Below are 20,883 nucleotides of genomic sequence, written 5' to 3'. Positions count from 1 at the left end.
TGGTGTCTAGGGTCCGCGTCATGTCCGCCACGCGCTACGGCTTCATCGACACGAAGGGGGCCCAGGTCATCGAGCCCCGCTTCGAGGCGGTGAACGGCGGGTTCTCGGAAGGGCTGGCCGCCGCGAAGGAGGGCGGCCTGTTCGGCTACATCCACCCGGATGGGAGCTGGGCGCTGACGCCCCGCTTCGCGTCGGCCCAGCCCTTCACCCACGGACGGGCCGTCGTGCTGAACGCCGGTTGAGCGCTGGTTACTTCGACGGCGTGGGGATGCCGACGGTGAGCCTGTGCGCGGGCACGGGCGTGGCGGTGGCCACGTTCCAGCTGTCCGGGCGGCCCGCCACGTCTCCGGTGGGCAGCACCCCGTTGCCCAGCACGCCCGTCTTGTTGCGGCCCCAGGAGTAGAGGGTGCCGTCCGTGGCGGTGGCGTAGCCGTAGAAGGACTGCGCGGTGTTGTGCAGCGCCTTGAACGTCACGCCCGGGGCGACCTGCACGGGACGGAAGACCATCTTCTGGTAGTTGGACCAGTCCCACTGGTAGGGCGTGTGGTAGGTGGCGAAGTCCAGCATCACGCCGTTGCCCACCTCGCCCATCGCGCTGTCGCCCCAACCCCACAGCGAGCCGTCGTCCAGGATGACGTGCGTGGCGTGGCCGTTCGCCGTGACGTGCACGATTCTGCGCGAGCCGAACTCCGGGAACGACAGCTTGCGCGGCGTGGCCACGGGGTACCAGCCGCCCGCCGGCGGGCCGAGTCCCAGGAAGGTGCCCTGCAGGCCCCAGCCCCAGAGGTCACCTGCTTCATCGAGCGCCACCGCCCAGCGGCTGCCACCCGCGGCGAGCTCCTTCACGCGCGTCGGGATGCTCAGCGGGTTGGGGCGCGCGTAGTCGTTGAACCTGCCCGTGCCCAGCGTCTCCGCCGCGGCGCTCCCGCCCCAGGCCCATGCCTTGCCCGTGTCATCCAGCGCGAAGATGGAGGTGTCGTTGGTGGTGAAGCTCGTGATTCGCACACCCTGGGGCAGGGGGACCTTCGTGGGCCGGGTGATGTTGCGCGGCGCCGTATTCCCGTCCCCGGCGATGCCCAGCGTGTTGCCAATCGCGGTGCCGCTCATGCCCCAGACCCAGAAGGAGCCGTCCGCCTTGAGCGCCATGTTGAAGAGCAGCGCGCTGCGCACCTTGATGACGTTGTCGAACGTCTCGCCGGTGGAGTCCGTGAGGACCAGGTACGGCTGTCCGTTGTTCGGCGTGGTGGCGCGGTTGGGTTGGTCGTTCGTGGTGCCATCCCCGCGTTGGCCGTAGAGGTTCTGCCCGAAGGTCCACACGCGGCCCAGGGTGTCGAGCGCCACGCTCTGGAAGCCGCCGCCCGCCACGTCCTTGAAGCGCAGTCCCTGGGGCAGGGCGATGTCCACCGGCGGGACCTGGTTGTACGGGTTGGAGTGCCCCACGCCGAGCTGCCCCGCGCGGTTGGAGCCGAGCCCCAGCACGCGTCCGTCCACCAGGTAGAACAGCTGATACTCCGCGGTGGCGATGTGTGTCAGCCCCGCGAGGCTGTCTCCCGCGTCGGGAGTCCCCGCGTCGCCCAGGGCTTCCTGGCCGAGCGCCTCGTCCAGCGGGCCCTCCCCCTCTGGTTGAGCGGGCGACCCGGAGCAGCCAACGAGGACCACGGCGAGCGAGGCGAAGAGGGCGCGAAGGAGTGGCATGTTTCTATTGTCACTCGATTGCCATAATGAAGGAAAGTCAGGTCCTGGAGGGGCTCGCCAGGGTTCGTGCCTCCGAGGAGGAATGCGCGCGGGTGGGAATGTCGATGTGAGTTTGTGTACCTTGCTGCCATGTCACGCGGACGCGGCTGGCTGTTGTGGGTGGGGGCCTTCTCCTATTGGACCTTGCAGGGACTGGCGGCCTCCAGTGAGGCGCACTCCGTGCGGGGCGTGTCCTGGACGCATGCGCTGCTCACGGATGGCTTCGCCACGGCGCTGTGGGCGCCCGTCACCATCGCGGTGGTGCACTTCGGCCTACGCTTTCCGTTCGACCGGCGCCTGTGGCGCTCGCGGCTCGCGCTGCATGTGGGGGGCGCGCTCGCGGTCTCGTTCTTCCGGGCGACGGTCATCTACTCGCTGGACCCGTACTTCCACTGGTACGACGCGCCGCCCGCGTACACGGCGGTGCTCGAGCATGCGCTGCTCTACAACCCGTTCATCTACCTGACGCTCCTGGGCGTGGCCCACGCCATCTACTACGCGGAGCAGCTGCGGCTGCGTGACACCCAGCTCGCCCGCGCGCAGCTCCACGCGCTGGAGGCGCAGCTGCATCCGCACTTCCTCTTCAACACGCTAAACTCCATCTGCGCGCTGGTGCGCAGGGACCCGCTGGGCAGCGAGCGGATGATTGCGCGCCTCAGTGACCTGCTGCGGGAGACGCTCCAGGCGGCGGGGCGCGAGGAGGTGCCCCTGCGCGACGAGCTGCGCACGCTCCAGCTCTACCTGGACATCCAGGGCGTGCGCTTCAACGACCGGCTCCGGGTGGAGCAGGACATCTCGCGGGAGGCGCTGGGCGCGCGGGTGCCGCACCTGGTGCTGCAGCCCCTGGTGGAGAACGCCATCCAGCACGGCATCGCGCCGCGCTCGGCGCCGGGCACGGTGACGGTGACGGCCAGGCGCGAGGGGCCGGAGCTGCTGCTGGAGGTCCGCGACGACGGCGTGGGGCTGCGCGAGGGCGCGGCGGCGAAGTCCGAGCGGGGCGGCAAGGGGCTGTGGATCACCCGCGAGCGCCTGGTGCAGCTCTACGGCCCCGCGCATCGGCTGAAGCTGGAGGCTCGCGAGGAGGGTGGGGCGCGGGTGTCGCTGGCCATTCCCTTCCGGACGGAGCGTGCGGCGTGACGCAGCCCATCCGCGTGCTCATCGTCGACGACGAACCGCTCGCCCGGGCGCGGCTCAAGGAGCTGCTCTCGGAGGAGCCGGACATGGCCGTCATCGGTGAGTGTCGGGACGGCAACGAGGCCATCGACGCCATCGGCAGGCAGCGCCCGGACCTGGTGCTGCTGGACGTGCAGATGCCGGAGCCGGATGGCTTCGGGGTGCTGCGGGCGGTGTCGCGCGAGCACCCGCCGGCGGTCATCTTCGTGACGGCGCACCGGGACTTCGCGGTGCAGGCGTTCGAGGCGAACGCGCTCGACTACCTGCTCAAGCCCTTCGACCAGGAGCGCTTCCGGCGGAGCCTCTCGCGCGTGCGTGAGCGCAGGCGCACGGGGGCGACGGAGCTGGACGCGGAGCTGGTCGAGCGGCTGGAGTCGCTGTCCTCGAGACTGTCCCCCGCCCCGGAGCGGTATGCGACGCGGCTGGTGGCCAAGGTGGGCTGGCGCATGCGCTTCTTGCGCGTGGAGGACATCGACTACCTGGAGGCGGAGGGCAACTATGTCTGCGTCCACCAGGGCAAGCAGTCCTTCCTGACGCGCGAGACGATGAACGCGGTGGAGGAGAAGCTGGACCCGAGGGACTTCGTGCGCATCCACCGCTCGCTCATCGTCCGGCTGGACCGGGTGGAGGAGGTGGAGCCGCTGGCGCCCGGGGAGATGGTGCTCACCCTGCGGGACGGCACGAAGCTGACCTCCGGACGCAGCTACCGTGCCCGGCTGCAGCGGGCCCTGGACCTGCCCTCCTGAGCGTTGGTCGGGGCGGGCTCCACGGTTCGTCCCGGAAGCTCCACCGTTCATCCCATCGTCAATGCGGCCGTCGAGCAGGGAGGCGATGGTGTCTCCAACAAAGGAGACGCCGCATGCAGCGCTTCACGCCGAGCAAGTCGTGGTCCGTGGGATTCATCGCCGCCCTGTCCTCCCTGTCGATGGCGTGCGCCTCGCAGGCGCCCGAGACGGCACCGGTGGCCGAGGCGCTCGGGGCGAGCGAGGTGTCCAGCGAGGCCCTGCGCTTCCTGAACTGCGCTCCGGGCGGCAGCCTGTTCGCGCCTGGAGAGGTCTCGCTGCCGGACCGCTCCGAGTACCGGCTTACCTTCTCCGCGGACGGCAACACGGCGTACTACCACGTGGACTCGGCGGAGGCGCCGTTCCAGGCCATCTACGAGACGCGCAAGGTGAACGGCCACTTCACGCCGGGCCAGTTGGTGTCCTTCTCGGGGACGTGGCTGGACACGGACCCGTTCCTGTCGGTCGACGGCCAGTCGCTCTTCTTCTCGTCCACGCGGCCGGTGACGGGGACCGAGGAGCGCGCGGACTCGGACCTGTGGGTGGTGCACAGGCAGGCGGATGGGAGCTGGGGTGAGCCGCTGCACCTGGGGCCGAACGTGAACTCGGACCGGCAGGAGCTGTACGTGAGCGCCACGCGGGATGGGACGTTGTACTTCGCGAGCGGGACGTTCGACTCGGACTTCAACGTGTATCGCGCGGAGCGGCGGGGGCCGGGGTACGCGCCGGCGGAGAAGCTGAGCGCGGCCATCAACAGCCCGGATTATTGGGAGTACAACTCGCACATCTCCGCGGATGGGCGGGTGCTCATCTTCGCGTCGCTCAACCGGCCGGAGGGTTACGGGCTCGGTGACTTGTACGCGAGCGTCAACCTCGGCGGGAAGTGGACGAAGGCCATCAACCTGGGGCCGGCGGTGAACACGGAGAAGGACGAGTTCCACCCGTCGCTGAGCGTGGACGGCCGTCACCTCTACTTCGTGCGCCAGACGTGGGCCCCGTTCGTGCCGTCGGACTTCTACACGCTCGACACCCTCTGCCTGCTGTTCCAGTGACGGCGAGGCGCCCTCCGCCCGGGGGCGGCGCCCTCGCCACGCAGCAAGGCGCGGCGGGCGAGGCGTGGTGGAGCCGCGCCACGTCTCGTCCGTCCTCGCCGTGGCCGTGAGGTGGGTTTGACGATGGGGGCGCCCTCCGCCCGGGGGCGGCGTTCTCGTCGGGTGGCAAGGCGGGGTGGGCGAGGAGTGGAGCAGGGCCACTCCTCGTCCGCCTTCGCTGTGTGGCTTCGGCGCGCGCAGCGCCAGCGTGCCTGCGACGCGCATGTTGGCCGGGGGATGGCTTCGTCGTCGGGCGGCGAGACGGGGCGTGGAGTGGTGCCCCTGGGGCGCCTCGGCTTCAGCCCGGGATGCCCACGACGAGCGTGACGACGTAGCCGTCCGCGACGCTGCCCGTCACGGTGGCGACCTGGGTGGAGGAGCCATCGCTGAAGACGTTGTCCGTCGCGAGGCTGACGCGCTGGAAGTTGGCGACGCTCTGCGAGTAGCCGGACGTGGCGTAGACCTCGTCGCAGGCGGCCTTGGGCAGGGCGAGCTGGGAGGTGACCTGCTTGTTCGTGGACGAGGTGGCCGAGGCCAGGTCCGGGTACACCTCGAAGTGGATGTGGGGCCAGCGGCCGCTGTAGCAGGCGGGGAAGATGCTGGTGAAGGTGACCTGGCCCTGGCTGTTGGTCTCCTGCACGCCGCGCAGGTAGTTCTCGTTCGTGATGCCCGCGCCGTAGAGGGAGTACTCCCCCGAGTTGTCGCAGTGCCACAGATAGACGGCGCGGCCGGCGAGCGGGGCGCAGGCATCGTTGACGTCGACGAGGGTGAGTGTCACCGTCGTGAGGACTCCCTCGGCGACGGTGCGGGTGTTGCCGAAGCTCGCGCGGATGTCCGAGCGGACGATGCCCGACTGCTGGAGGACATTGGGGCCGTTCGAGCCGTCGGCGGGGTAGGGGCCGGCGGTCTCCTCGGGGATGCGCGAGCAGCCGGACGGGTCCGGTGTCGGGTCGTCATCGTCGCCGCAGCCGAGCCATGGAATGAGGCTGGCGCCGGCCATCCAGCGCAGCACCTGTCTGCGTCCCGCGCGTGCCATCAGGACGCGCAGGTCCTGCTGGAGCCCTTGATGGTGACGCGGATCCTCGTCGCTCATGTGTCCTCCCCTTGGGTCGTGCCAAGGTAGGAACCCGGTCTGAAGGAAGTCCGCGCGGGCGTGGTCCACTCAACGCCTGTCCCGACAGGTGTTGGCGACTGGAGGTTCGTGTCGCGCCGGAGCGCGGGCTTCCTGCGTACTCGTGGGTGGGAGGACCCCCGTTGCTGGGTTCAGGCCGGATACGGGAAGGATGCTGGAGGTGCTTCTACGGCTCGAGTGACTCCGCGAGACTCGGGACTCGTCCCACGCCCATACCGAGGCGTGCCCAGGAGTCCTGCATGTCCAGGAGGCGATGCCGCTGGTCTGGTCCACTGTCCCTGCTCCTGGTGGTCGCCTTGACCACGACGGGTTGTGCATCCGTGCCGCAGGCGTCCAGCCATGGCGAGGTGTGGAACTACACGCCGTCCGAGACACCCACGGGGCGGCAACGGCTCTGGCGCAACGTGGCGCAGCGAGATGCTGCAACCCGTGTCCGGGGTGGGAGCGGAGCTGTCGAGGCCGGGGAACGAAGTGTCACGCTCACGCGTCAGGCCGTCCTCGAAGCCATCGAGGAGGTGCGGGGCTCCCTCGGTGGTGTCTCAGCCGTGCTCTCCCAACTCGAGGAGCGAACGTCCTCATCCAGTGTGAGTGGACTCGAGGGTGTGTTCACCCGATACCGTGAGCACGGCGCCCGTCAGCTGGCGTGGCTGCGTGGAGAGTCCAGGAGCGCCACGGCGCTCGTGGGCGTGGCATCAGAAGTGGGGGATGCGGGGATGGAGGTGGGCATCCTCGGCATGGCCGGACCTCGTCTCCAGGCCGCGATGTTCGGTGCCCTGCTGGCGTCCACGTGGGTGGACTTCCTCCAGCTCGCTGACGCGGTCCTTCGAGACTGCCCCATGTACGGAAGAGAGCGGCTCTTCGCGGAGCTGCACCGTGTCCAGGGCTTGATGGAGCCTTCGTTGAAGGAACTCGCGTCACGAGACCCCGAGCGTGTCGCCGCCGCGGCGGTCGCCATGCCCGCGCTGATGGGGACGTTGTCCCGAGAGTTCGATGCGATTCGCCGAGACGCGCGCTCGGCCATGGAGCTGGGTGGCAAGGTGATGGTGGCGGTGCAGGTGTTGGAGATGCTCACCCTGATTTCGACCTTGAAGATGTCGCTGCCGCGTCCGCCGCCGGCTGTGCCCGTGACGCTTGGTGCGCGGCTCGCGATGGGCTCGGGCGGCGTCATGGTGGGCTCACGAATCGTAGTCTCCGCCGAATGGGTGGAGATGATGCGCAGGCTGGTCCAGGCGGGCGTCATCTCGGCTCCGGTGGTGGGCGCGGCCGTCCGCATCCACGGCGGGCAGGTGATGATGGCGCAGGCGCACCAGGACCTGCCCGAGGGCGTGCGAGAGGCGCTGGGGGATGGCCCCGAGGTGCGTGGCATGCACGTGACGGGACGTGCAGGGGCCGGCATGTCCGAGGCGCCGAAGCACCACGTCCTGCCGAAGGAGCACCGCGAGTGGTTCGAACAGCGTGGCTTCAAGGGCGACCTGGACATCGACAGCTTCTGCGTCAGGCTGGAGCGCTCCCACCATGAGGCGATTCATGGTGGGGGCAACTGGAAGCTGGGACGCATGTGGCCCGACGAATGGAATAGGAGGATCATGCGCACCCTGAACGATGCGGAGTTGGCGGCAGGGCAGCCGTTGACGCGGAATGAGGTACTGAGCATCGTCGCGGAGAACATGAAGCTCTACGACATCCCAATGAAGTTCACCAAGGGTCGGAGCCGATGACCGATGGGCGCTCGTGGCAGGGGAACTGGCGTGTCCGGCTCTACGAGCGGGTCCGCGAGCGCGGCTTCGACTCGTTGACGGCCTTTGCGGAGGCACGCCCTGCCGTGCCGCTGTACGCGCTGGCAGAAGAGCTTGGAAAGGACGACATCGCCGGGGCGCAGGTGTTGGTCGGATTGCGTGCTGAAGCGGAACGGCGGAATCAAGTCACGCGACTCGTCCGTGACCTGCTCGTGCGTGAGTTGGCGGCAGGGCTTCCCAACGGGTGGCCAGCGACACTTGATGACGTGACTCGCTTCCAGGTCGCGAAGGCACTTGGCATGTGGTCTGGGTCCACTCCAGAAACATATTCGGAGCGGACTCGGCAGGTGATTGCCGCGCTCCGGGCGAATCCTCCCCCTGTGGGCTGGCGCCCGCTCGGGCCTGATGACGAATTGCTCCGGACACTCCTCCCCGACGAGGAGGCATGACCCTGAACGGCTCTACTTGCCCGCGGCCCGCCGGCTCGCGGCGGCGCGCTCGGCGTACTGTCCCGGAGAGCAGCCGACCAGGGCCTTGAAGTCGCGGATGAAGTGGGACTGGTCGAAGTAGCCCAGCTGGAGCGCCAGGCTCGCCATGTCGGGCACCTGGGCGCGCGCGAGCTGCTCGGCGGCTTCGTGGAGCCGGTAGCGCTTGAGGACCCACTTGGGACTCACTCCCACCGCCGCGCTGAACCTCCGCTGGAGGTTGCGCGGCTCCAGCTTCGCCAGCGCGGCCACCTGCTCCATCCGTGTCACCGACGCGTCCGCCGCGAGCCGCTCCACCAGGTCCCGCATCCTCGCGATGGGCTCGGGCATGGGCGGCAGCCGTCGCCGCAGGAAGTCCTGCGCCAGCGTCACGCACCGGCGCACGTCCGGCTCCGCCAGGATGGCGTCCTTCAGCGCGATGCCCTCCCTCCCGAACACCGAACGCACGCTCACCGTCCGGTCGGTGAGCTGGGACAAGGGCGCCCCCAACACCGGCTGGAACGCCGCGGGCCGGAACTTGATGCCGAACACCCGCGACTGTCCCTGAATCCTCCGGCGGAACCGGCGCGACTGCACCCCCGTGACGCGGCCCTGTCCCCGGTCGAACACCACATGCACACAGGGATGGGGGAGCGTCTCCGCCAGGAGCGGCGGCTCGCCTCGCAAGTCCCACCGCACCGTCCAGAAGTGCTGGATGAACTCCTCCAGCTCCGCGGCGGGCGCGAAGCGCTCATGCACGATGCTGTCCGCGGGCGCGGGACGTTGGAGGACGCCACGCACGGCGTCGATGCGAGGGCGACTCACCGGCACGCATTCTGTCGGCGTGTCGCGTTTTTGCAATCCGCCCGGCGCGCCGCCACGTATCTGACGGCCCACAACCACGAGGAGCTCCCATGACGAAGACGGGAACGAATGTGTTGGCGTGGGTGCTCGGCGCCGTGCTCTGCCAGGGCTGCGCGAGCACCCCTGCGGCGGCGACACCCACCCGGACCGGAAGCGAGACGAACATGACGAAGCACGTGAAGGGCATCTTCAACGCCAAGGCGACCCCCCTGGCCCCGGACGCTGGCGCGGAGCAGTCCCCCATCGGCCGGCTGTCCATCGACAAGCGCTACCACGGCGCACTGGAGGGCACGGGCGTGGGCCAGATGCTCGCCACGCTCGACGATGGCCAGTCCGGTGGCTACGTCGCGCTGGAGCGCGTCACCGGCACCCTCGAGGGACGCAAGGGAAGCTTCACCCTCATGCATTCGGGCTCCATGACGCGCGGAGCATTCAAGGTTGTCGGCTCCGTCGTGCCCGAGTCCGGAACGGACGAGCTCCAGGGCATCTCCGGCACGTACGAGATTCAAATCGACGAGAAGGGCGTCCACATGTACGTGCTCGACTACACCCTCGCGAGCCAGCCCTGAGCACACGCCCCGAAAGCCCCGAGCGACTTCCGTTTCCGCCCGGGGCGGGGTAGAGGCCACGCATGGCGAGCGCGACGTGGCGAGAGGACTTGAAGGCCCTGCTGGACGAGATGGACGCCTGGGCCCAGGCGCGGGGCTGGCGGCTCATCCGCGAGGCACCCCTGACGCGCGAGGAGGTGGACGCGCTGCCCCGCATGCTGACCGGGTTCGAGTACGAGCTTCCGACGCCCTATCGCGAGGAGGCCTTCGTCATCCCGGACAGCTACCGCGAGTTCCTGATGCTGCACCGCGAGGTCCGGCTCGAGTACCAGCCGGACACCGAGGAGTGGGAGACGTATCGCCCGTTCCACGTCTGGGCGCCCACGATGGCTTCCCTCACGGCGGCCTGGACGCCCGCGGGCACCACGGTGGATGGCCGGGAGATCACGACGACGGACCTCATCTCCTTCGCGGATGCGTACATGGGCGTGGAGGCGTCGCGGTGGTGCTTCTACACGCGCACCACACCGAAGGACGGAGAGCTGCCCGTCTACTTCGAGGACAACGACTACGAGGCGCTCGCTGGCCACTACGTGGACGACGGCACGTGGTTGGACGAGAACGACCCGATGATGTTCGGCTTCGAGAGCTTCGAGCACTGGTTCCGCGCGCTGTGCAAGGTGCTGCGTCGCGAGGACGTGGACCCCGAGGACCTCCGGCAGGTGGGCGACTCCATCCAGGAGTGAGTCCCCCCGTCACGGTCGCGGATACATCGAGCACTCGGGACGGGCCTGCCTGAAGGCCTCGAGCTCCCCTGGTGGGACGTCCGTGCGCGACAGGTCCAGGAACTTGAGCGCGGGCAGTTGGCTCAGCCACGCCGGCAGTGCGGTGAGGCGCGTGTTCTTGAGGCTGAGCGAGCGCAGGCGCGGAAGCTTCCCGAGCGCCTCCGGGAGCGTGGCGACCGCGGTGTGGTCCAGGTTGAGTGATTCGAGGTCCTGAAGGCGCCCCAGCTCGGCGGGCAGCGTGGCCAGCTCCGCGTTCCAGGAGCAGTCGAGCTGCTTGAGCTTCGTGAGCTGGCCCAGCACGGAGGGCAGCGCCTTGAGCCCCGCCCCCTTCACCGTCAGGGTCTCCAGCTGGGAGAACTCGGCCACCATGTCCGGCACCACGCCCAGCTTGCGGTGGAGCAGCGAGATGGCGCGGGTGTCGCGAGGGAAGGTGTCGAAGAGGGCCGCCGCGCCCGCCTGCCTCGCCTTCGCCGCCACTTCGCCGAGGGACTCCTGGAGGAGCGCGAGCGGGTCTCCCAGCTCGGGCTTCTTCGCCGGCTTCGCGATGGCCTTGCGCAGGGGGGCGAGGGCCTTGCCGAGCCACGCCTCGAAGCTTCCCAGCTCGCGCAGGGGCAGGCTGTCCTCCACCTGGAACACGACAGGGGCGCCGCCCTTCGCACCGAGCCCGAAGGCGAAGCCGTTGACGTCGTTCAAGTCCGCGGAGGCGAACATCACGAAGCGGTACACGTGACGGCCCGCCTCCCGCTCCTCACGCACCTCGGTCCACTGACGGTTCGGCTCGCCCATGCCCTGGGACGCGCTCGCGCGCCAGCGGGGCGGCAGGAACGCCAGGGCCTTCTTGCCCGTGTTGAGCCAGCGGTACCCCAGCGCCTCGACGAAGCGCTGGTAGGACTCGGGCAGGAGTCCCGTCTCGTCGGGGACCTGCTCGAACACCCGGCTCATGGGCTCCAGGTCCGCGGGGTACTGGCCCACGGCCTTCTCCCCCAGCACGGCGAGCACCTGCTGCTCCAGCCCGGTCCACGCCACCTCGGGAGCGACAGGCTCCGGCTTCCCGGCGGAGGCGCGGGGCGTGGACTTGCTCTGGGGGGACGAGGAGGTCTTCTTCTGCGCCATGCAACACCACGGGTTCGGGTCGAGGCGCACCGCGCGCGGGGTGCCCGCGGTGCGCCTCGTGACGAATCCCGTCTAACACTCTTCGGCGAGACACTGCGTCATGCACGTCGTGTTGGTGCCGCACCGCTGACGACAGATGCGGTTGCACAGGCAGGTCGGGTTGTCTTCACACGCCTGCGCGCTCACGTCCGAGCCGGTATCCGCCGGCTGCTCGCTCACGGGTTCTTGAGTCTCCTCGGGCAGCGGTGCGCCACATCCGAACATCAGGCCGAGGGCCGTCACCGTGGCCAGCCACATGCTTGCTCTCTTCATCCTGTCTTCCTGGTGGGACGCGCGGGAGTGCGCACCCGGAGTCTAAAGGCAAGCAATCCAGGAGCGCGAACGCTGCAGTGAGAGCGTCAAATGACAATCAGCCATGCTCTCTGACGCACCGCTCTATCCTTTCGCGCGCTCAGCGCAGGAAGCGCGCGAGGACCGAGAAGTCGTCCTGTCCATGTCCCGCCTTCCGGGCGGTCTGGATGAGTGCATCCATGGCCTTGGGGAGGGCGTGGTGGATGTTCCGCTCCTCGCACAGGTGAAGCAGGTGCTGGAACGCCACGTTGTGCGTGTCGAGCGTGGCGGGGCTCTCCGTGTCCGCGCCGTACCGCTCCTGCTGGATGCGCTGGAGCAGGTCGGCCACGCCGAATTGAATCATGGGCACGACGGAGTCCAGATGCGGGCCGAGCCTGTCGAGCGCAATCCCCTCCGCCCGGCAGATGGCCGCGGCCTGCAGCCCGCTGAACAGCGAGCCCCACATGTGGAACAGCATCGCGCTGTCGAGCGCGGAGGCGTGGCCCTCGTCCTCGCTCACGTGCTGCGTGTTTCCACCGAGCGCCGCCAGCACGGCCTGGTGCTTGTCGTACAGGGCCTTCGGGCCCGCGTACAGGAGCGTGCAGTGGGGCTGACCGATGAGGTCTGGCGTGGCCATGATGGCGCCGTCCAGGTAGTCGATGCCGTGCCGACGTGCCCACGTCGCCTGCTCGCGCGCCAGCTTCGGCGAGCCGGACGTGAGCTGCACCAGCACCTTGCCGCGAAGCTCCCGCGTCACCTCGTCCTGGCGCAGCAGCGCGTCGCTGGTGTCGTAGTCGTTCACGTTCACGATGACGACGCTGGCGGCGTGTACCGCGTCCCGCACGGAGTCGGCGATGCGCGCGCCCGCCGTGGCCAGCGGCTCGCACCGTGCCCGGGTGCGATTCCAGACCGTCGTCGTGTATCCGCTCTGGAGGAAGGCCTTGACCAAGGCGGAGCCCATGCGGCCCGCGCCGATGACGCTGATGTGTGGCTTCATGTCGTGTGTCCTTCGAGGTGGAAGTGGAACTCAGAACTGCGACAGGCCGCCGTCGACGGGCAGCTCCGCGCCGGTGGTGAAGGTGGCCTCGAGGCCGAGGAACAGCGCCGCCCGGGCCACCTCCTCGGCGTCCGCGATGCGCTTCATGGGCGTCAGGTGCAGGCCCTCCTGCTCGAAGGCCTCCACCTCCTGGGGCGTGGCGCCGGTGACGCCCAGCGTGGGCGTGCGCGTGAAGCCCGGGCTCACCGCGTTCACCCGGATGCCCCGCGCCACCAGCTCCGCGCCGAGCACCCGCACGAACGAGCGGACCGCCGCCTTCGAGCCCGAGTAGACGCTCATGCCCGGCGCGCCCGTCTCGTCCGCCACCGACGTGGTGAAGACGAACGCGCCGCCATCCCGCACGAGGGGTGCCAGCCGCTGCGCCGTGAAGAACGCCCCCTTCGTGTTGATGCCGAAGGTCTCGTCGTACACCGCCTCTGTCACCTGCTCGAAGGGCACCAGCTTCGCGAACCCCGCGTTGACGAGGACGAAGTCCACCGCGCCCAGCGTCTGCTTCACGTGCGTGGCCAGGGCGTCGATGTCCCGCAGGCTCGCCGTGTCGGAGCGCACCACATGGGCACGCGGCCCCAGCTCCTTGCGCGCCGCCTCAAGTCCCTGCTCGCCGCGGCCGGTGAGCAGCACCTCCGCGCCCTCGGCGAGCAGCGCCTTCACCGCGGCGAGCCCGATGCCCGCCGTTCCTCCCGTCACCACCACTTTCTTCCCGGAATACCGTCCCATGTCGTCTCTCCCCTGAGGTCCTGCCTGGATGCATGGCCGCACGCCGAGCGCGTCGGGCGCGGCGGCTTCATCGCGTGTGGGAGAGGAATACCGACGGCCCCCTCGGGGGTCGCGCACGCACGGATGTTTCGGGAGCACGAAAGGACGCCGCCCCCTATATTCAGGGGCCATGAGCGAGCACGCGCGACGACCTCGAGTCGGCCTGGGGGTCGACCTGCGCACCACGCGCGCCGGAGACCGGGTCCACCTGGCGAGCTCGGACCATGTCCTCAACATCCACGCCGGTGAGCCCGTGCGGGTGTCCTGTCTCGCCAGCCAGCACTATTCGGTGCGCACGCGAGGAGAGCTGTTCCTCCTGCCGGCGGGCCATACCGACACCTGGGTGGAGGACGATGACAGCGTGGGCCTGGACCTGCGCCTGCCGCACTCCCTGCTCCAGCGGGCGGCCGAGGACATGGGGTTGGACCCGGACCGCGTGGGCGTGGCGCTGCGGCACCACTTCCGCGACGCGCAGCTCGAACACATCGCCTGGGCGCTGGAGGCGGAGGCCCGCGCGGACTTCCCCAACGGACTGCTGTACCGGGAGAGCCTGGGCCTCGCGCTCGCGGCCCGGCTGCTGTCCCACTACCGCGCGGAGGTCGAGGTGCGTGGGGGCCTGTCCGCGGACCAGCTCCAGCGCGTCACGGACTACGTGGAGACGCACCTGGACGAGGACCTCTCGCTCGCGACGCTGGCCCGCGTGGCGGCCGTCAGCGCGTCGCACCTCAAGACGCTCTTCAAGCGCTCCACCGGGCTGCCCGTCCACGAGTACGTGATTCAGCGCCGCGTGGAGCGGGCCCGCACGCTGCTCCTGCGCGGCGAACTGCCCACGGGACAGGTGGCCCTGGAGGCGGGCTTCTCCCACCAGAGCCACATGGCCCGCTGGATGCGCCGCGTGCTGGGCGTGACGCCGGGTGACATCCTCCGCTCGCGCGCCTGATTCCGCGTTGCCGGTGGGGTCGATGCAGGCGTAGAGCCTTCCTCATGTCCGAGGAGACGCCCGATGTCCGCATGCTCGCCATCTTCGAGGCGAATGGCTTCCACTTCGCCTCCGCCGAGGAGGCCTGGGCCCGCGCCCGGCACCTGTACCCGCTGCTGCCTTCCGTGGTCGACCGCTTCCCGGAGGAGCGCGCCCACCAGGTCTGCGCGGACTGGTTGAGCCGGGTGGCCGAGCGCATCCAGGACGCGCGGCCGGCGGCGGAGCTGTTCGCCCAGGCTCGCGCGAAGACGCCTCCACGCCAGGCGCACCTCGTCGCCAGCGGGCTGGGAGACCTGCGCAATGCGTGGGTGCTGGGCGGGAAGCCCGCGGCCGCCGCCTTCGCCGATGCCGCCAGCCACCTCGCGGAGGTCTGGGCGGCCAGGACCTCAGGGGAGGAGGACGCGGAGACCGACGCGTGGGCGCGCTCCCAGGAGGCCTCCAAGGCCCTGGTGACGGCCTGGGTGCTGAACCAGGGGCGGGGAGACCAGGACAAGGAGGCCCGGGTCCAGGCCCGCGAGGCGCTGACCGACCTGCTGCGGGAGGCCCGGGCCGCGAAGGCCCTCGAACAAACCTGACATACTCCTGTCACGGGCAGGGTCCATAACTCCCTCATCACAGCGACTCACCGAGGAGAACCCGCCATGAGCCTGACCCCTGCCCAGAAGTCCCCCACCCTGAAGAAGTACGTCGGCGGCTGTCACTGCGGCGCCGTGCGCTTCGAGGCCGAGGTGGACCTCGCCGAGGCGGTGAACCGCTGCAACTGCACCGTCTGCACGAAGATGGGCGGCACGACGACGCAGGTGGCCCCCAGCTCGTTCCGCGTCCTCCAGGGCGAGGGCGAGACGGGCGAGTACCGCGTGGGCAAGAGCCCCAACTACCGGCGCTTCTGCAAGCACTGCGGCGTCCAGGCCTACGGCGGTGGCTTCGTCGAGGAGCTGGGCGGGGACTTCCGCTCCATCAACGTGGGCTGCCTGGACGGCGTGGACCTCTCCAAGCTCACGGTCCAGTACTGGGACGGCCGTCACGACAACTGGGAGGCGGGCCCGCGCTCCGAGCCGTGGCCCCTGCGCGCCGCCTGAGGCGCCTCGAGCGGGCCCGTCCTCAGCGGCGGGCCAGCGTGGCCTCCAGGCCGAGCAGCACGACGTCCAGGCCGCGGCGGAACTCCTCGTCAGGGGGGAGCCGCCGCGCGTCCCCGGCCGTCTGACGCAACAGGGGATGGCGGCCGGCGTCCAGCTGTGTGAGGGCGGCGGTGCCCTCTCCGGACAGGGCGCCCAGGTGCATGAGCTGGACGGAGCCGAAGACGTGGCTCACCAGCGTGCGCAGGGCGACGAGCCGCGCCAGGCCCTCGAAGCCGCCCTCCGTCAGGAGCGCGAGCAGCGCCTCGGCCCACGCCAGCGTGCCCTCGGTGCAGTGGCGCCGGGTGAGCACCAGCGGCGCGACGCAAGGGTGGCGCGCCACCGCCCCTCGCACCTGTCCCAGCAGCGTCTTCACCCGCTCGGTCCAGGGCGTGTCCCCGCCCGGGCCGGGCAGGCGCACGTCCCGCATCACCGCGTCGACGACCAGCGACTCCAGCGCCTCCCGCCCCTCCACGTAGCGGTACAGGGACATGGTCCCCATGCCGAGCGCGCTCGCCACCGAGCGCATGGACAGCGCGGCCAGCCCCTCCCGCTCGATGACGGTGAGGGCGGCGTCGGCGATGCCGGGCAGGGTGAGCGAGCGGGGACGTGGCATGGGCGCGGGGCTGGCGTACAGCGTACGCCCAGGGTGGGGCCGTTACGACTCATCTCGAGCGGAAGCGGGGGCCTCCATGATTCCGGCAGGTTGCCTGCTCCGACAGGGCGTGTGTGCTTTTTCCTCCTATCGCGACACAACCTCGGGTGCCCAGAGTCCGAGAATCTTCACGAACCTGTCACCTCTGGGCCCCCCCACCATGAAGATTCGCGCCGACCTCCCGAAGCTTCCCGTCACGCGTTCCACGGACACCCGGCCCGCGACTGCGCCCGAGGTGAAGAACAAGGCCCTGGGCTTCACCGAGGGCTCCACCTTCGAGGCGGCGACGAAGCCCGCGCAGCCGAAGTCGGCCACGCCGCTGACGGCGCCGACGGTGAAGTCCGGCCCGGTGGCCCTGGACAGCGACACCAGCAAGGCGGCCATCCAGACGACGGTGGACTTCCTGCAGAAGCAGGCGGCGCCCACGGTGTCGCAGCTGCTGGCCGGCAAGCAGGGCGTCAACGCCGCGGACTTCGCGCCGCGCGCGGTGGAGAAGGACGACCTGGGCTTCACGCACGTGCGCATGGACCGCAAGCACGAGGGGGTGCCCGTCTTCGGCGAGCAGGTGGTGGGTCACCTGGACCGCGAGGGCAAGCTGGAGAGCCTGACGGGTGACGTGGGCACCATCCCCGCGGGCCTGGGCAAGAAGGAGACGAAGCTGTCCGCCGAGGACGCGCTGGCCGTGGCCCAGAAGGAGTTCAACGGCCCCACGGACCGCAAGCCCGTCTCCGAGCGCGTCATCTTCAAGGACGCCAACGGCGAGTACAAGGCCGCGTACCACGTGGAGCTGAGCAACACGACGGACGTGGGCCCGGGCAAGGACCCGCGCCGCATGCAGTACCTGGTCGACGCGAACACCGGCAAGGTGCTGGAGCAGTACAACCAGATGGGCGGCGTGGGCAGCCACGCGCACGGCGCGGACCACGCGGGCCACTCGCACGGGGTGAAGCCCTCGCTGACGGCCGAGACGCCGACGACCGAGGAGCCCGGCACGCCCGCGCCCTCGAGCAAGGCGGACGACACCACCCAGTACAGCGGCAAGGTGGAGATCGGCAGCACGAAGAACGCGGACGGCACGTACTCGCTCGAGGACACCTCGCGCGGCGGCGGCGTGGTGACGCGCGACGCGCTCAACCGCGACCCGAACACCGACAACACCACGCACGCGGCCGTCACCGACGACAACGACATCTGGGGCGAGGGCACCGACTCCGCGCGCAACAAGGACGCGGTGGACGCGCAGTACGGCGCCCAGGCCACGTACGACTTCTACAAGGACGTGCTGGGCCGCGACTCCATCGACGGCAAGGGCGAGAAGCTCATCTCCGACGTGCACGTGGGCAAGGACTTCGCCAACGCCTTCTGGGACGGCGAGAAGATGAACTACGGCGACGGTGACGGCGACCAGTTCGGCTCGCTCACCACGCTGGACATCGCGGGCCACGAAATCACCCACGGCCTCACCGAGCGCACCGCGGGCCTGCAGTACCGCAACGAGTCGGGCGCCCTCAACGAGGCGATGAGCGACATCATGGGCGTGGGCGTGGAGTGGTACGCCAGCCAGCGCAACGACGCGGTGAAGTTCGACTGGACGGTGGGCGAGGACACGTTCACGCCCAACAACGGCGACGACACCGACGGCCTGCGTGACTTGAGCAACCCCTCCAGCGACGGCATGTCGCCGGACCACTACTCGAAGCGCTACACCGGCTGGCAGGACAACGGCGGCGTGCACATCAACTCGGGCATCCCGAACAACGCCTTCTACCTGCTGTCCGAGGGTGGCAAGAACCGCACCTCCGGCGTGGAGGTGAAGGACGGCATCGGCATCGAGAAGGGCCTGAAGATCTACTCCCGCGCGCTGAACTTCTACATGACGCCGACCACCAACTTCGCCCAGGCGAAGGAGGCCACGTACAAGGCGGCGCAGGACCTCTACGGCAAGGACTCCGTGGAGGCCCAGAAGGTGCTGGAGAGCTGGGGCGCGGTCGGCGTGAAGTAGTCGCGGTCCCTGCTGCTTCATCCCCGCCGCGCTCGAGTCACCCGGCTCGCGCGGCGGGGCGCATTGCCGGGCCTCCCCGCGCGTCGTCGGCGCCGCGTGCACCTGACAACCGGGGGCTCCCGGGCGGAGCGGACGGCTGCCCGCAGGCTCGTCCCTCTCCGGGGAACGAGGCTCCCACCTGGGGGCAACACCATCTCCTCTTCCAGAGTGCCTTCACCGCCTGGAGAGAACATGCCCCTGCATGGAAAAGACGAAGTCCGGGACCGCCTCAACGATGACGTCTACGCCTCGCCGGATTTGTCCGTGCCGATGCCGAAGTACCGCATCCCCGAGGACGAGCACAGCCCGGACCATGCCTACGCCGTGGTGCACGACGAGCTGCTGCTGGACGGCAACTCGCGGCAGAACCTGGCCACCTTCTGTCAGACCTGGTCCGAGCCCCAGGTGCACAAGCTGATGGACGAGTGCCTCGACAAGAACATGATCGACAAGGACGAGTATCCGCAGACCGCCGAAATCGAGACGCGCTGCGTGAACATGCTCGCCGACCTCTGGCACGCGCCCCACGCGTCCAGCGCCATGGGCTGCTCCACCACGGGCTCCAGCGAGGCGGCCATGCTGGGGGGCCTGGCGCTCAAGTGGCGCTGGCGCAAGCGGCGCGAGGCCGAGGGCAAGCCCACCGACAAGCCGAACCTCATCTGCGGCCCGGTGCAGATCTGCTGGCACAAGTTCGCGCGCTACTTCGACGTGGAGCTGCGCCAGGTGCCGCTCGCGCCCGGGCGCATGGTGATGACGCCCGAGGAGGTGCTCAAGCACTGCGACGAGAACACCATCGGCGTCGTGCCCACGCTGGGCATCACCTTCAACCTGCTCTACGAGCCGGTGGCGGACATCGCCGCGGCGCTGGACGAGCTGGAGGTGCGCACGGGGCTGGACATCCCCATCCACGTGGACGCGGCCAGCGGCGGCTTCCTGGCGCCCTTCATCCACCCGGACGTCGTCTGGGACTTCAAGCTGCCGCGCGTGAAGTCCATCAACGCCTCCGGCCACAAGTTCGGCCTCACGCCGCTGGGCTGCGGCTGGGTGGTGTGGCGCGACAAGGAGGACCTGCCCGAGGAGCTCATCTTCCGCGTGGACTACCTGGGCGGCGACATGCCGACCTTCGCGCTGAACTTCTCGCGGCCGGGCGGCCAGATTGTCATCCAGTACTACAACTTCCTGCGGCTCGGGCGGGAGGGCTACCGGCGGTTGCAGCAGGCGTGCTCGGACACCGCGAACTACATCGCGAAGGCCATCGAGCAGATCGGCCTGTTCGACATCGTCTACGACGGCCGGGGCGGCGTGCCGGGCGTGTGCTGGAAGCTGAAGGAGGGGACGGACCCGGGCTTCACCCTCTACGACCTGGCGGACCGCCTGCGTGAGCGGGGCTGGCTGGTGCCCGCCTATCCCATGCCCGCGAACATCCAGGACCTGGTGGTGCAGCGCGTGCTGGTGCGCCACGGCGTGAGTCGTGATTTGGCCACGCTGCTGGTGACGGACCTGCTCGCGTGCATCGAGCACTTCCGCCGGCATCCGGTCAGCGCGCCGATGACGCGGGAAGAGGCCTCCGGCTACCACCACTGAGGTGGGGCTGTCGGGGAGGGTGCGGGAGCGCGTCGGGTGCGGACGCGCTCCCGTTTTTTCGGGTCAGCGCTCGTCGTTGCGCTGGAGGAAGTCCACCAGGCTGTCCACGTAGCGCGAGTCGATGAGCGTCGTCAGGTGCGTGCGGCCGGGGATGATGACGTTCTCGAACCCCGCGAGCTCGCGCTCCAGGCGCACCGTCTTGGAGTAGGGCGCGTCGAACTCGCCGTTCACCGCCTGCACCGGCACGCGCAGGGAGGACAGGTCGATGGAGGGCGGCCACCACGCGGTCCACGCCTCGGTGATGGCGGCGACGAAGCGCGGGTCCAGCGGCGGCGCTCCGGCGATTTCGTCGAGGATGCGCTGCTCGTCGGGGTCCGTGCCCTTCGGGTCCCGGGCCTCGGCCTCCGCGCGGAGGACCGGGTCCAGCTCCTCCACGCCCGCGCCGCCCAGGCTCGCGCTGATGACCCGCTCGGGTGCGCGGGTCATCAACACGCGCGTCATCGCCGCGCCCATGGAGTAGCCCACGAGGTGGGCCCGCTGGATTCCGAGCGTGTCCATCAGCTCGAGGACATCCCGCACCATGGGCTCGCCGTAGGCGGAGGCCGTGTAGGGGACGTCGCTCTGCCCGTGGCCTCGCTGGTCCAGGATGATGAGGCGGTGGCCCTGCTTCGCCAGCGCTCCGGCGATGCCCGGCGCCACCCAGGACGGATGCGCGCTGCCCAGCAGCCCGTGGAGCATGACCACGGGCGAGCCGCGCCCCTCGACCTCCAGATAGTGGAGCTTCAGCCCGTCCCGGTTGGTGAACCAGCGGTCCTTCGGCTCTGACGCGGACTCGGGGTCATCCGAGCAGCCCACCAGCGCGAGGAGGGCGAGGGGCAACAGGGCCACGTACGACTTCAGCATGCGGTGTGTCTCCCGGAGAGATGCCGTGGTCCCCGGGAAAC

Annotated in this window: 22 protein-coding genes; 13 read left to right on the top strand and 9 right to left on the bottom strand. The window is 69.7% G+C overall.

Annotation, left to right across the window (positions count from 1 at the left end):
• The first annotated feature begins 20 nt into the window (after nt 1–20).
• Nucleotides 21–242, top strand: coding sequence for a WG repeat-containing protein (locus OWM54_RS11085; RefSeq protein ID WP_267697481.1), 222 nt, complete (start codon nt 21–23; stop codon nt 240–242).
• A gap of 7 nt (nt 243–249) precedes the next feature.
• Here OWM54_RS11085 and OWM54_RS11080 read toward each other — a convergent pair whose 3' ends face one another.
• Nucleotides 250–1,695: an RCC1 domain-containing protein gene (locus OWM54_RS11080; protein WP_267697480.1), complete on the bottom strand. Its 1,446-nt coding sequence runs from the start codon at nt 1,693–1,695 to the stop codon at nt 250–252.
• A gap of 129 nt (nt 1,696–1,824) precedes the next feature.
• Between OWM54_RS11080 and OWM54_RS11075 the strand changes: the two genes are divergently transcribed.
• From OWM54_RS11075 to OWM54_RS11065, 3 genes are all read left to right on the top strand, one after another.
• Nucleotides 1,825–2,871: a sensor histidine kinase gene (locus OWM54_RS11075; RefSeq protein WP_267697479.1), complete on the top strand. Its 1,047-nt coding sequence runs from the start codon at nt 1,825–1,827 to the stop codon at nt 2,869–2,871.
• Nucleotides 2,868–3,653 (top strand): LytR/AlgR family response regulator transcription factor, encoded by a 786-nt coding sequence (locus OWM54_RS11070; protein WP_141327534.1) that lies wholly within the window; start codon nt 2,868–2,870, stop codon nt 3,651–3,653. Before OWM54_RS11075 ends, OWM54_RS11070 begins: the two co-directional genes overlap by 4 nt.
• Nucleotides 3,654–3,766: 113 nt before the next feature.
• Nucleotides 3,767–4,741: a TolB family protein gene (locus OWM54_RS11065; protein ID WP_267697478.1), complete on the top strand. Its 975-nt coding sequence runs from the start codon at nt 3,767–3,769 to the stop codon at nt 4,739–4,741.
• A gap of 337 nt (nt 4,742–5,078) precedes the next feature.
• On the opposite strand, the gene OWM54_RS11060 is transcribed toward OWM54_RS11065, so the two are convergent.
• Entirely contained in the window at nt 5,079–5,873 is a 795-nt protein-coding gene (locus OWM54_RS11060; protein WP_267697477.1) for a dioxygenase, read from the bottom strand.
• A gap of 641 nt (nt 5,874–6,514) precedes the next feature.
• Here OWM54_RS11060 and OWM54_RS11055 point away from each other — a divergent pair.
• Nucleotides 6,515–7,630, top strand: coding sequence for a DUF2380 domain-containing protein (locus OWM54_RS11055; RefSeq protein ID WP_324289064.1), 1,116 nt, complete (start codon nt 6,515–6,517; stop codon nt 7,628–7,630).
• A complete protein-coding gene (locus tag OWM54_RS11050) occupies nt 7,627–8,097 on the top strand; it encodes an NUDIX hydrolase (RefSeq protein WP_223784580.1) in 471 nt (156 codons plus the stop codon). The genes OWM54_RS11055 and OWM54_RS11050 overlap by 4 nt, the downstream gene beginning before the upstream one ends.
• A gap of 12 nt (nt 8,098–8,109) precedes the next feature.
• Here OWM54_RS11050 and OWM54_RS11045 read toward each other — a convergent pair whose 3' ends face one another.
• Nucleotides 8,110–8,937, bottom strand: a complete 828-nt coding sequence (locus tag OWM54_RS11045; protein WP_267697475.1) for a helix-turn-helix transcriptional regulator — start codon at nt 8,935–8,937, stop codon at nt 8,110–8,112.
• 89 nt (nt 8,938–9,026) lie between these two features.
• Between OWM54_RS11045 and OWM54_RS11040 the strand changes: the two genes are divergently transcribed.
• The gene (locus OWM54_RS11040; protein ID WP_267697474.1) at nt 9,027–9,545 is read left to right on the top strand and encodes a DUF3224 domain-containing protein; all 519 of its coding nucleotides are present in this window, start codon (nt 9,027–9,029) and stop codon (nt 9,543–9,545) included.
• Nucleotides 9,546–9,607: 62 nt separating this feature from the next.
• Nucleotides 9,608–10,270 (top strand): hypothetical protein, encoded by a 663-nt coding sequence (locus OWM54_RS11035; protein ID WP_223784582.1) that lies wholly within the window; start codon nt 9,608–9,610, stop codon nt 10,268–10,270.
• 9 nt (nt 10,271–10,279) lie between these two features.
• Here OWM54_RS11035 and OWM54_RS11030 read toward each other — a convergent pair whose 3' ends face one another.
• From OWM54_RS11030 to OWM54_RS11015, 4 genes are all read right to left on the bottom strand, one after another.
• On the bottom strand, nt 10,280–11,422 hold the full coding sequence (locus OWM54_RS11030; RefSeq protein WP_267697473.1) for a leucine-rich repeat domain-containing protein: 1,143 nt from the start codon (nt 11,420–11,422) through the stop codon (nt 10,280–10,282).
• Between the two features lie 72 nt (nt 11,423–11,494).
• Nucleotides 11,495–11,734, bottom strand: coding sequence for a hypothetical protein (locus OWM54_RS11025; protein WP_223784584.1), 240 nt, complete (start codon nt 11,732–11,734; stop codon nt 11,495–11,497).
• A 139-nt stretch (nt 11,735–11,873) separates the two neighbouring features.
• On the bottom strand, nt 11,874–12,749 hold the full coding sequence (locus tag OWM54_RS11020) for an NAD(P)-dependent oxidoreductase (RefSeq protein WP_141327527.1): 876 nt from the start codon (nt 12,747–12,749) through the stop codon (nt 11,874–11,876).
• A 30-nt stretch (nt 12,750–12,779) separates the two neighbouring features.
• Entirely contained in the window at nt 12,780–13,526 is a 747-nt protein-coding gene (locus tag OWM54_RS11015) for an SDR family oxidoreductase (RefSeq protein ID WP_223784586.1), read from the bottom strand.
• A 169-nt stretch (nt 13,527–13,695) separates the two neighbouring features.
• Here OWM54_RS11015 and OWM54_RS11010 point away from each other — a divergent pair, with 169 nt between their 5' ends.
• The 3 genes from OWM54_RS11010 (at nt 13,696) to OWM54_RS11000 (ending at nt 15,623) form a co-directional block, all read left to right on the top strand.
• On the top strand, nt 13,696–14,505 hold the full coding sequence (locus OWM54_RS11010; protein ID WP_223784587.1) for an AraC family transcriptional regulator: 810 nt from the start codon (nt 13,696–13,698) through the stop codon (nt 14,503–14,505).
• A gap of 44 nt (nt 14,506–14,549) precedes the next feature.
• Complete coding sequence (locus OWM54_RS11005; RefSeq protein ID WP_267697471.1) at nt 14,550–15,119, top strand: hypothetical protein; 570 nt, start codon at nt 14,550–14,552, stop codon at nt 15,117–15,119.
• 66 nt (nt 15,120–15,185) lie between these two features.
• Entirely contained in the window at nt 15,186–15,623 is a 438-nt protein-coding gene (locus OWM54_RS11000; RefSeq protein WP_223747961.1) for a GFA family protein, read from the top strand.
• Between the two features lie 22 nt (nt 15,624–15,645).
• Here the strand turns inward: OWM54_RS11000 and OWM54_RS10995 are convergent, their stop codons facing one another.
• Nucleotides 15,646–16,275, bottom strand: coding sequence for a TetR/AcrR family transcriptional regulator (locus OWM54_RS10995; RefSeq protein WP_223747962.1), 630 nt, complete (start codon nt 16,273–16,275; stop codon nt 15,646–15,648).
• Between the two features lie 199 nt (nt 16,276–16,474).
• Here OWM54_RS10995 and OWM54_RS10990 point away from each other — a divergent pair, with 199 nt between their 5' ends.
• Both OWM54_RS10990 and OWM54_RS10985 read left to right on the top strand, forming a co-directional pair.
• A complete protein-coding gene (locus OWM54_RS10990; protein WP_267697470.1) occupies nt 16,475–18,316 on the top strand; it encodes a M4 family metallopeptidase in 1,842 nt (613 codons plus the stop codon).
• Between the two features lie 231 nt (nt 18,317–18,547).
• Nucleotides 18,548–19,939, top strand: a complete 1,392-nt coding sequence (locus OWM54_RS10985; RefSeq protein WP_223747964.1) for a glutamate decarboxylase — start codon at nt 18,548–18,550, stop codon at nt 19,937–19,939.
• 63 nt (nt 19,940–20,002) lie between these two features.
• Here the strand turns inward: OWM54_RS10985 and OWM54_RS10980 are convergent, their stop codons facing one another.
• On the bottom strand, nt 20,003–20,842 hold the full coding sequence (locus OWM54_RS10980; RefSeq protein ID WP_267697469.1) for an alpha/beta fold hydrolase: 840 nt from the start codon (nt 20,840–20,842) through the stop codon (nt 20,003–20,005).
• Between the last annotated feature and the right edge of the window lie 41 nt (nt 20,843–20,883).

Source organism: Myxococcus sp. MISCRS1 (assembly GCF_026626605.1).
GTDB classification, from domain to species: Bacteria; Myxococcota; Myxococcia; order Myxococcales; family Myxococcaceae; genus Myxococcus; species Myxococcus fulvus.
The sequence above is the reverse complement of the archived record's forward strand: the minus strand, read 5'-3'. Positions and strand labels throughout refer to the sequence as shown.

What these genes read in the sequence shown, in the direction of transcription:
- OWM54_RS11085 (WP_267697481.1), top strand. Translation starts at nt 21, where the DNA reads ATGTCCGCCACGCGCTACGGCTTCATCGACACGAAGGGGGCCCAGGTC.
- OWM54_RS11080 (WP_267697480.1), bottom strand. Translation starts at nt 1,695, where the DNA reads ATGCCACTCCTTCGCGCCCTCTTCGCCTCGCTCGCCGTGGTCCTCGTT.
- OWM54_RS11075 (WP_267697479.1), top strand. Translation starts at nt 1,825, where the DNA reads ATGTCACGCGGACGCGGCTGGCTGTTGTGGGTGGGGGCCTTCTCCTAT.
- OWM54_RS11065 (WP_267697478.1), top strand. Translation starts at nt 3,767, where the DNA reads ATGCAGCGCTTCACGCCGAGCAAGTCGTGGTCCGTGGGATTCATCGCC.
- OWM54_RS11060 (WP_267697477.1), bottom strand. Translation starts at nt 5,873, where the DNA reads ATGAGCGACGAGGATCCGCGTCACCATCAAGGGCTCCAGCAGGACCTG.
- OWM54_RS11050 (WP_223784580.1), top strand. Translation starts at nt 7,627, where the DNA reads ATGACCGATGGGCGCTCGTGGCAGGGGAACTGGCGTGTCCGGCTCTAC.
- OWM54_RS11040 (WP_267697474.1), top strand. Translation starts at nt 9,027, where the DNA reads ATGACGAAGACGGGAACGAATGTGTTGGCGTGGGTGCTCGGCGCCGTG.
- OWM54_RS11035 (WP_223784582.1), top strand. Translation starts at nt 9,608, where the DNA reads ATGGCGAGCGCGACGTGGCGAGAGGACTTGAAGGCCCTGCTGGACGAG.
- OWM54_RS11030 (WP_267697473.1), bottom strand. Translation starts at nt 11,422, where the DNA reads ATGGCGCAGAAGAAGACCTCCTCGTCCCCCCAGAGCAAGTCCACGCCC.
- OWM54_RS11025 (WP_223784584.1), bottom strand. Translation starts at nt 11,734, where the DNA reads ATGAAGAGAGCAAGCATGTGGCTGGCCACGGTGACGGCCCTCGGCCTG.
- OWM54_RS11020 (WP_141327527.1), bottom strand. Translation starts at nt 12,749, where the DNA reads ATGAAGCCACACATCAGCGTCATCGGCGCGGGCCGCATGGGCTCCGCC.
- OWM54_RS11015 (WP_223784586.1), bottom strand. Translation starts at nt 13,526, where the DNA reads ATGGGACGGTATTCCGGGAAGAAAGTGGTGGTGACGGGAGGAACGGCG.
- OWM54_RS11010 (WP_223784587.1), top strand. Translation starts at nt 13,696, where the DNA reads ATGAGCGAGCACGCGCGACGACCTCGAGTCGGCCTGGGGGTCGACCTG.
- OWM54_RS11005 (WP_267697471.1), top strand. Translation starts at nt 14,550, where the DNA reads ATGTCCGAGGAGACGCCCGATGTCCGCATGCTCGCCATCTTCGAGGCG.
- OWM54_RS11000 (WP_223747961.1), top strand. Translation starts at nt 15,186, where the DNA reads ATGAGCCTGACCCCTGCCCAGAAGTCCCCCACCCTGAAGAAGTACGTC.
- OWM54_RS10995 (WP_223747962.1), bottom strand. Translation starts at nt 16,275, where the DNA reads ATGCCACGTCCCCGCTCGCTCACCCTGCCCGGCATCGCCGACGCCGCC.
- OWM54_RS10990 (WP_267697470.1), top strand. Translation starts at nt 16,475, where the DNA reads ATGAAGATTCGCGCCGACCTCCCGAAGCTTCCCGTCACGCGTTCCACG.
- OWM54_RS10985 (WP_223747964.1), top strand. Translation starts at nt 18,548, where the DNA reads ATGCCCCTGCATGGAAAAGACGAAGTCCGGGACCGCCTCAACGATGAC.
- OWM54_RS10980 (WP_267697469.1), bottom strand. Translation starts at nt 20,842, where the DNA reads ATGCTGAAGTCGTACGTGGCCCTGTTGCCCCTCGCCCTCCTCGCGCTG.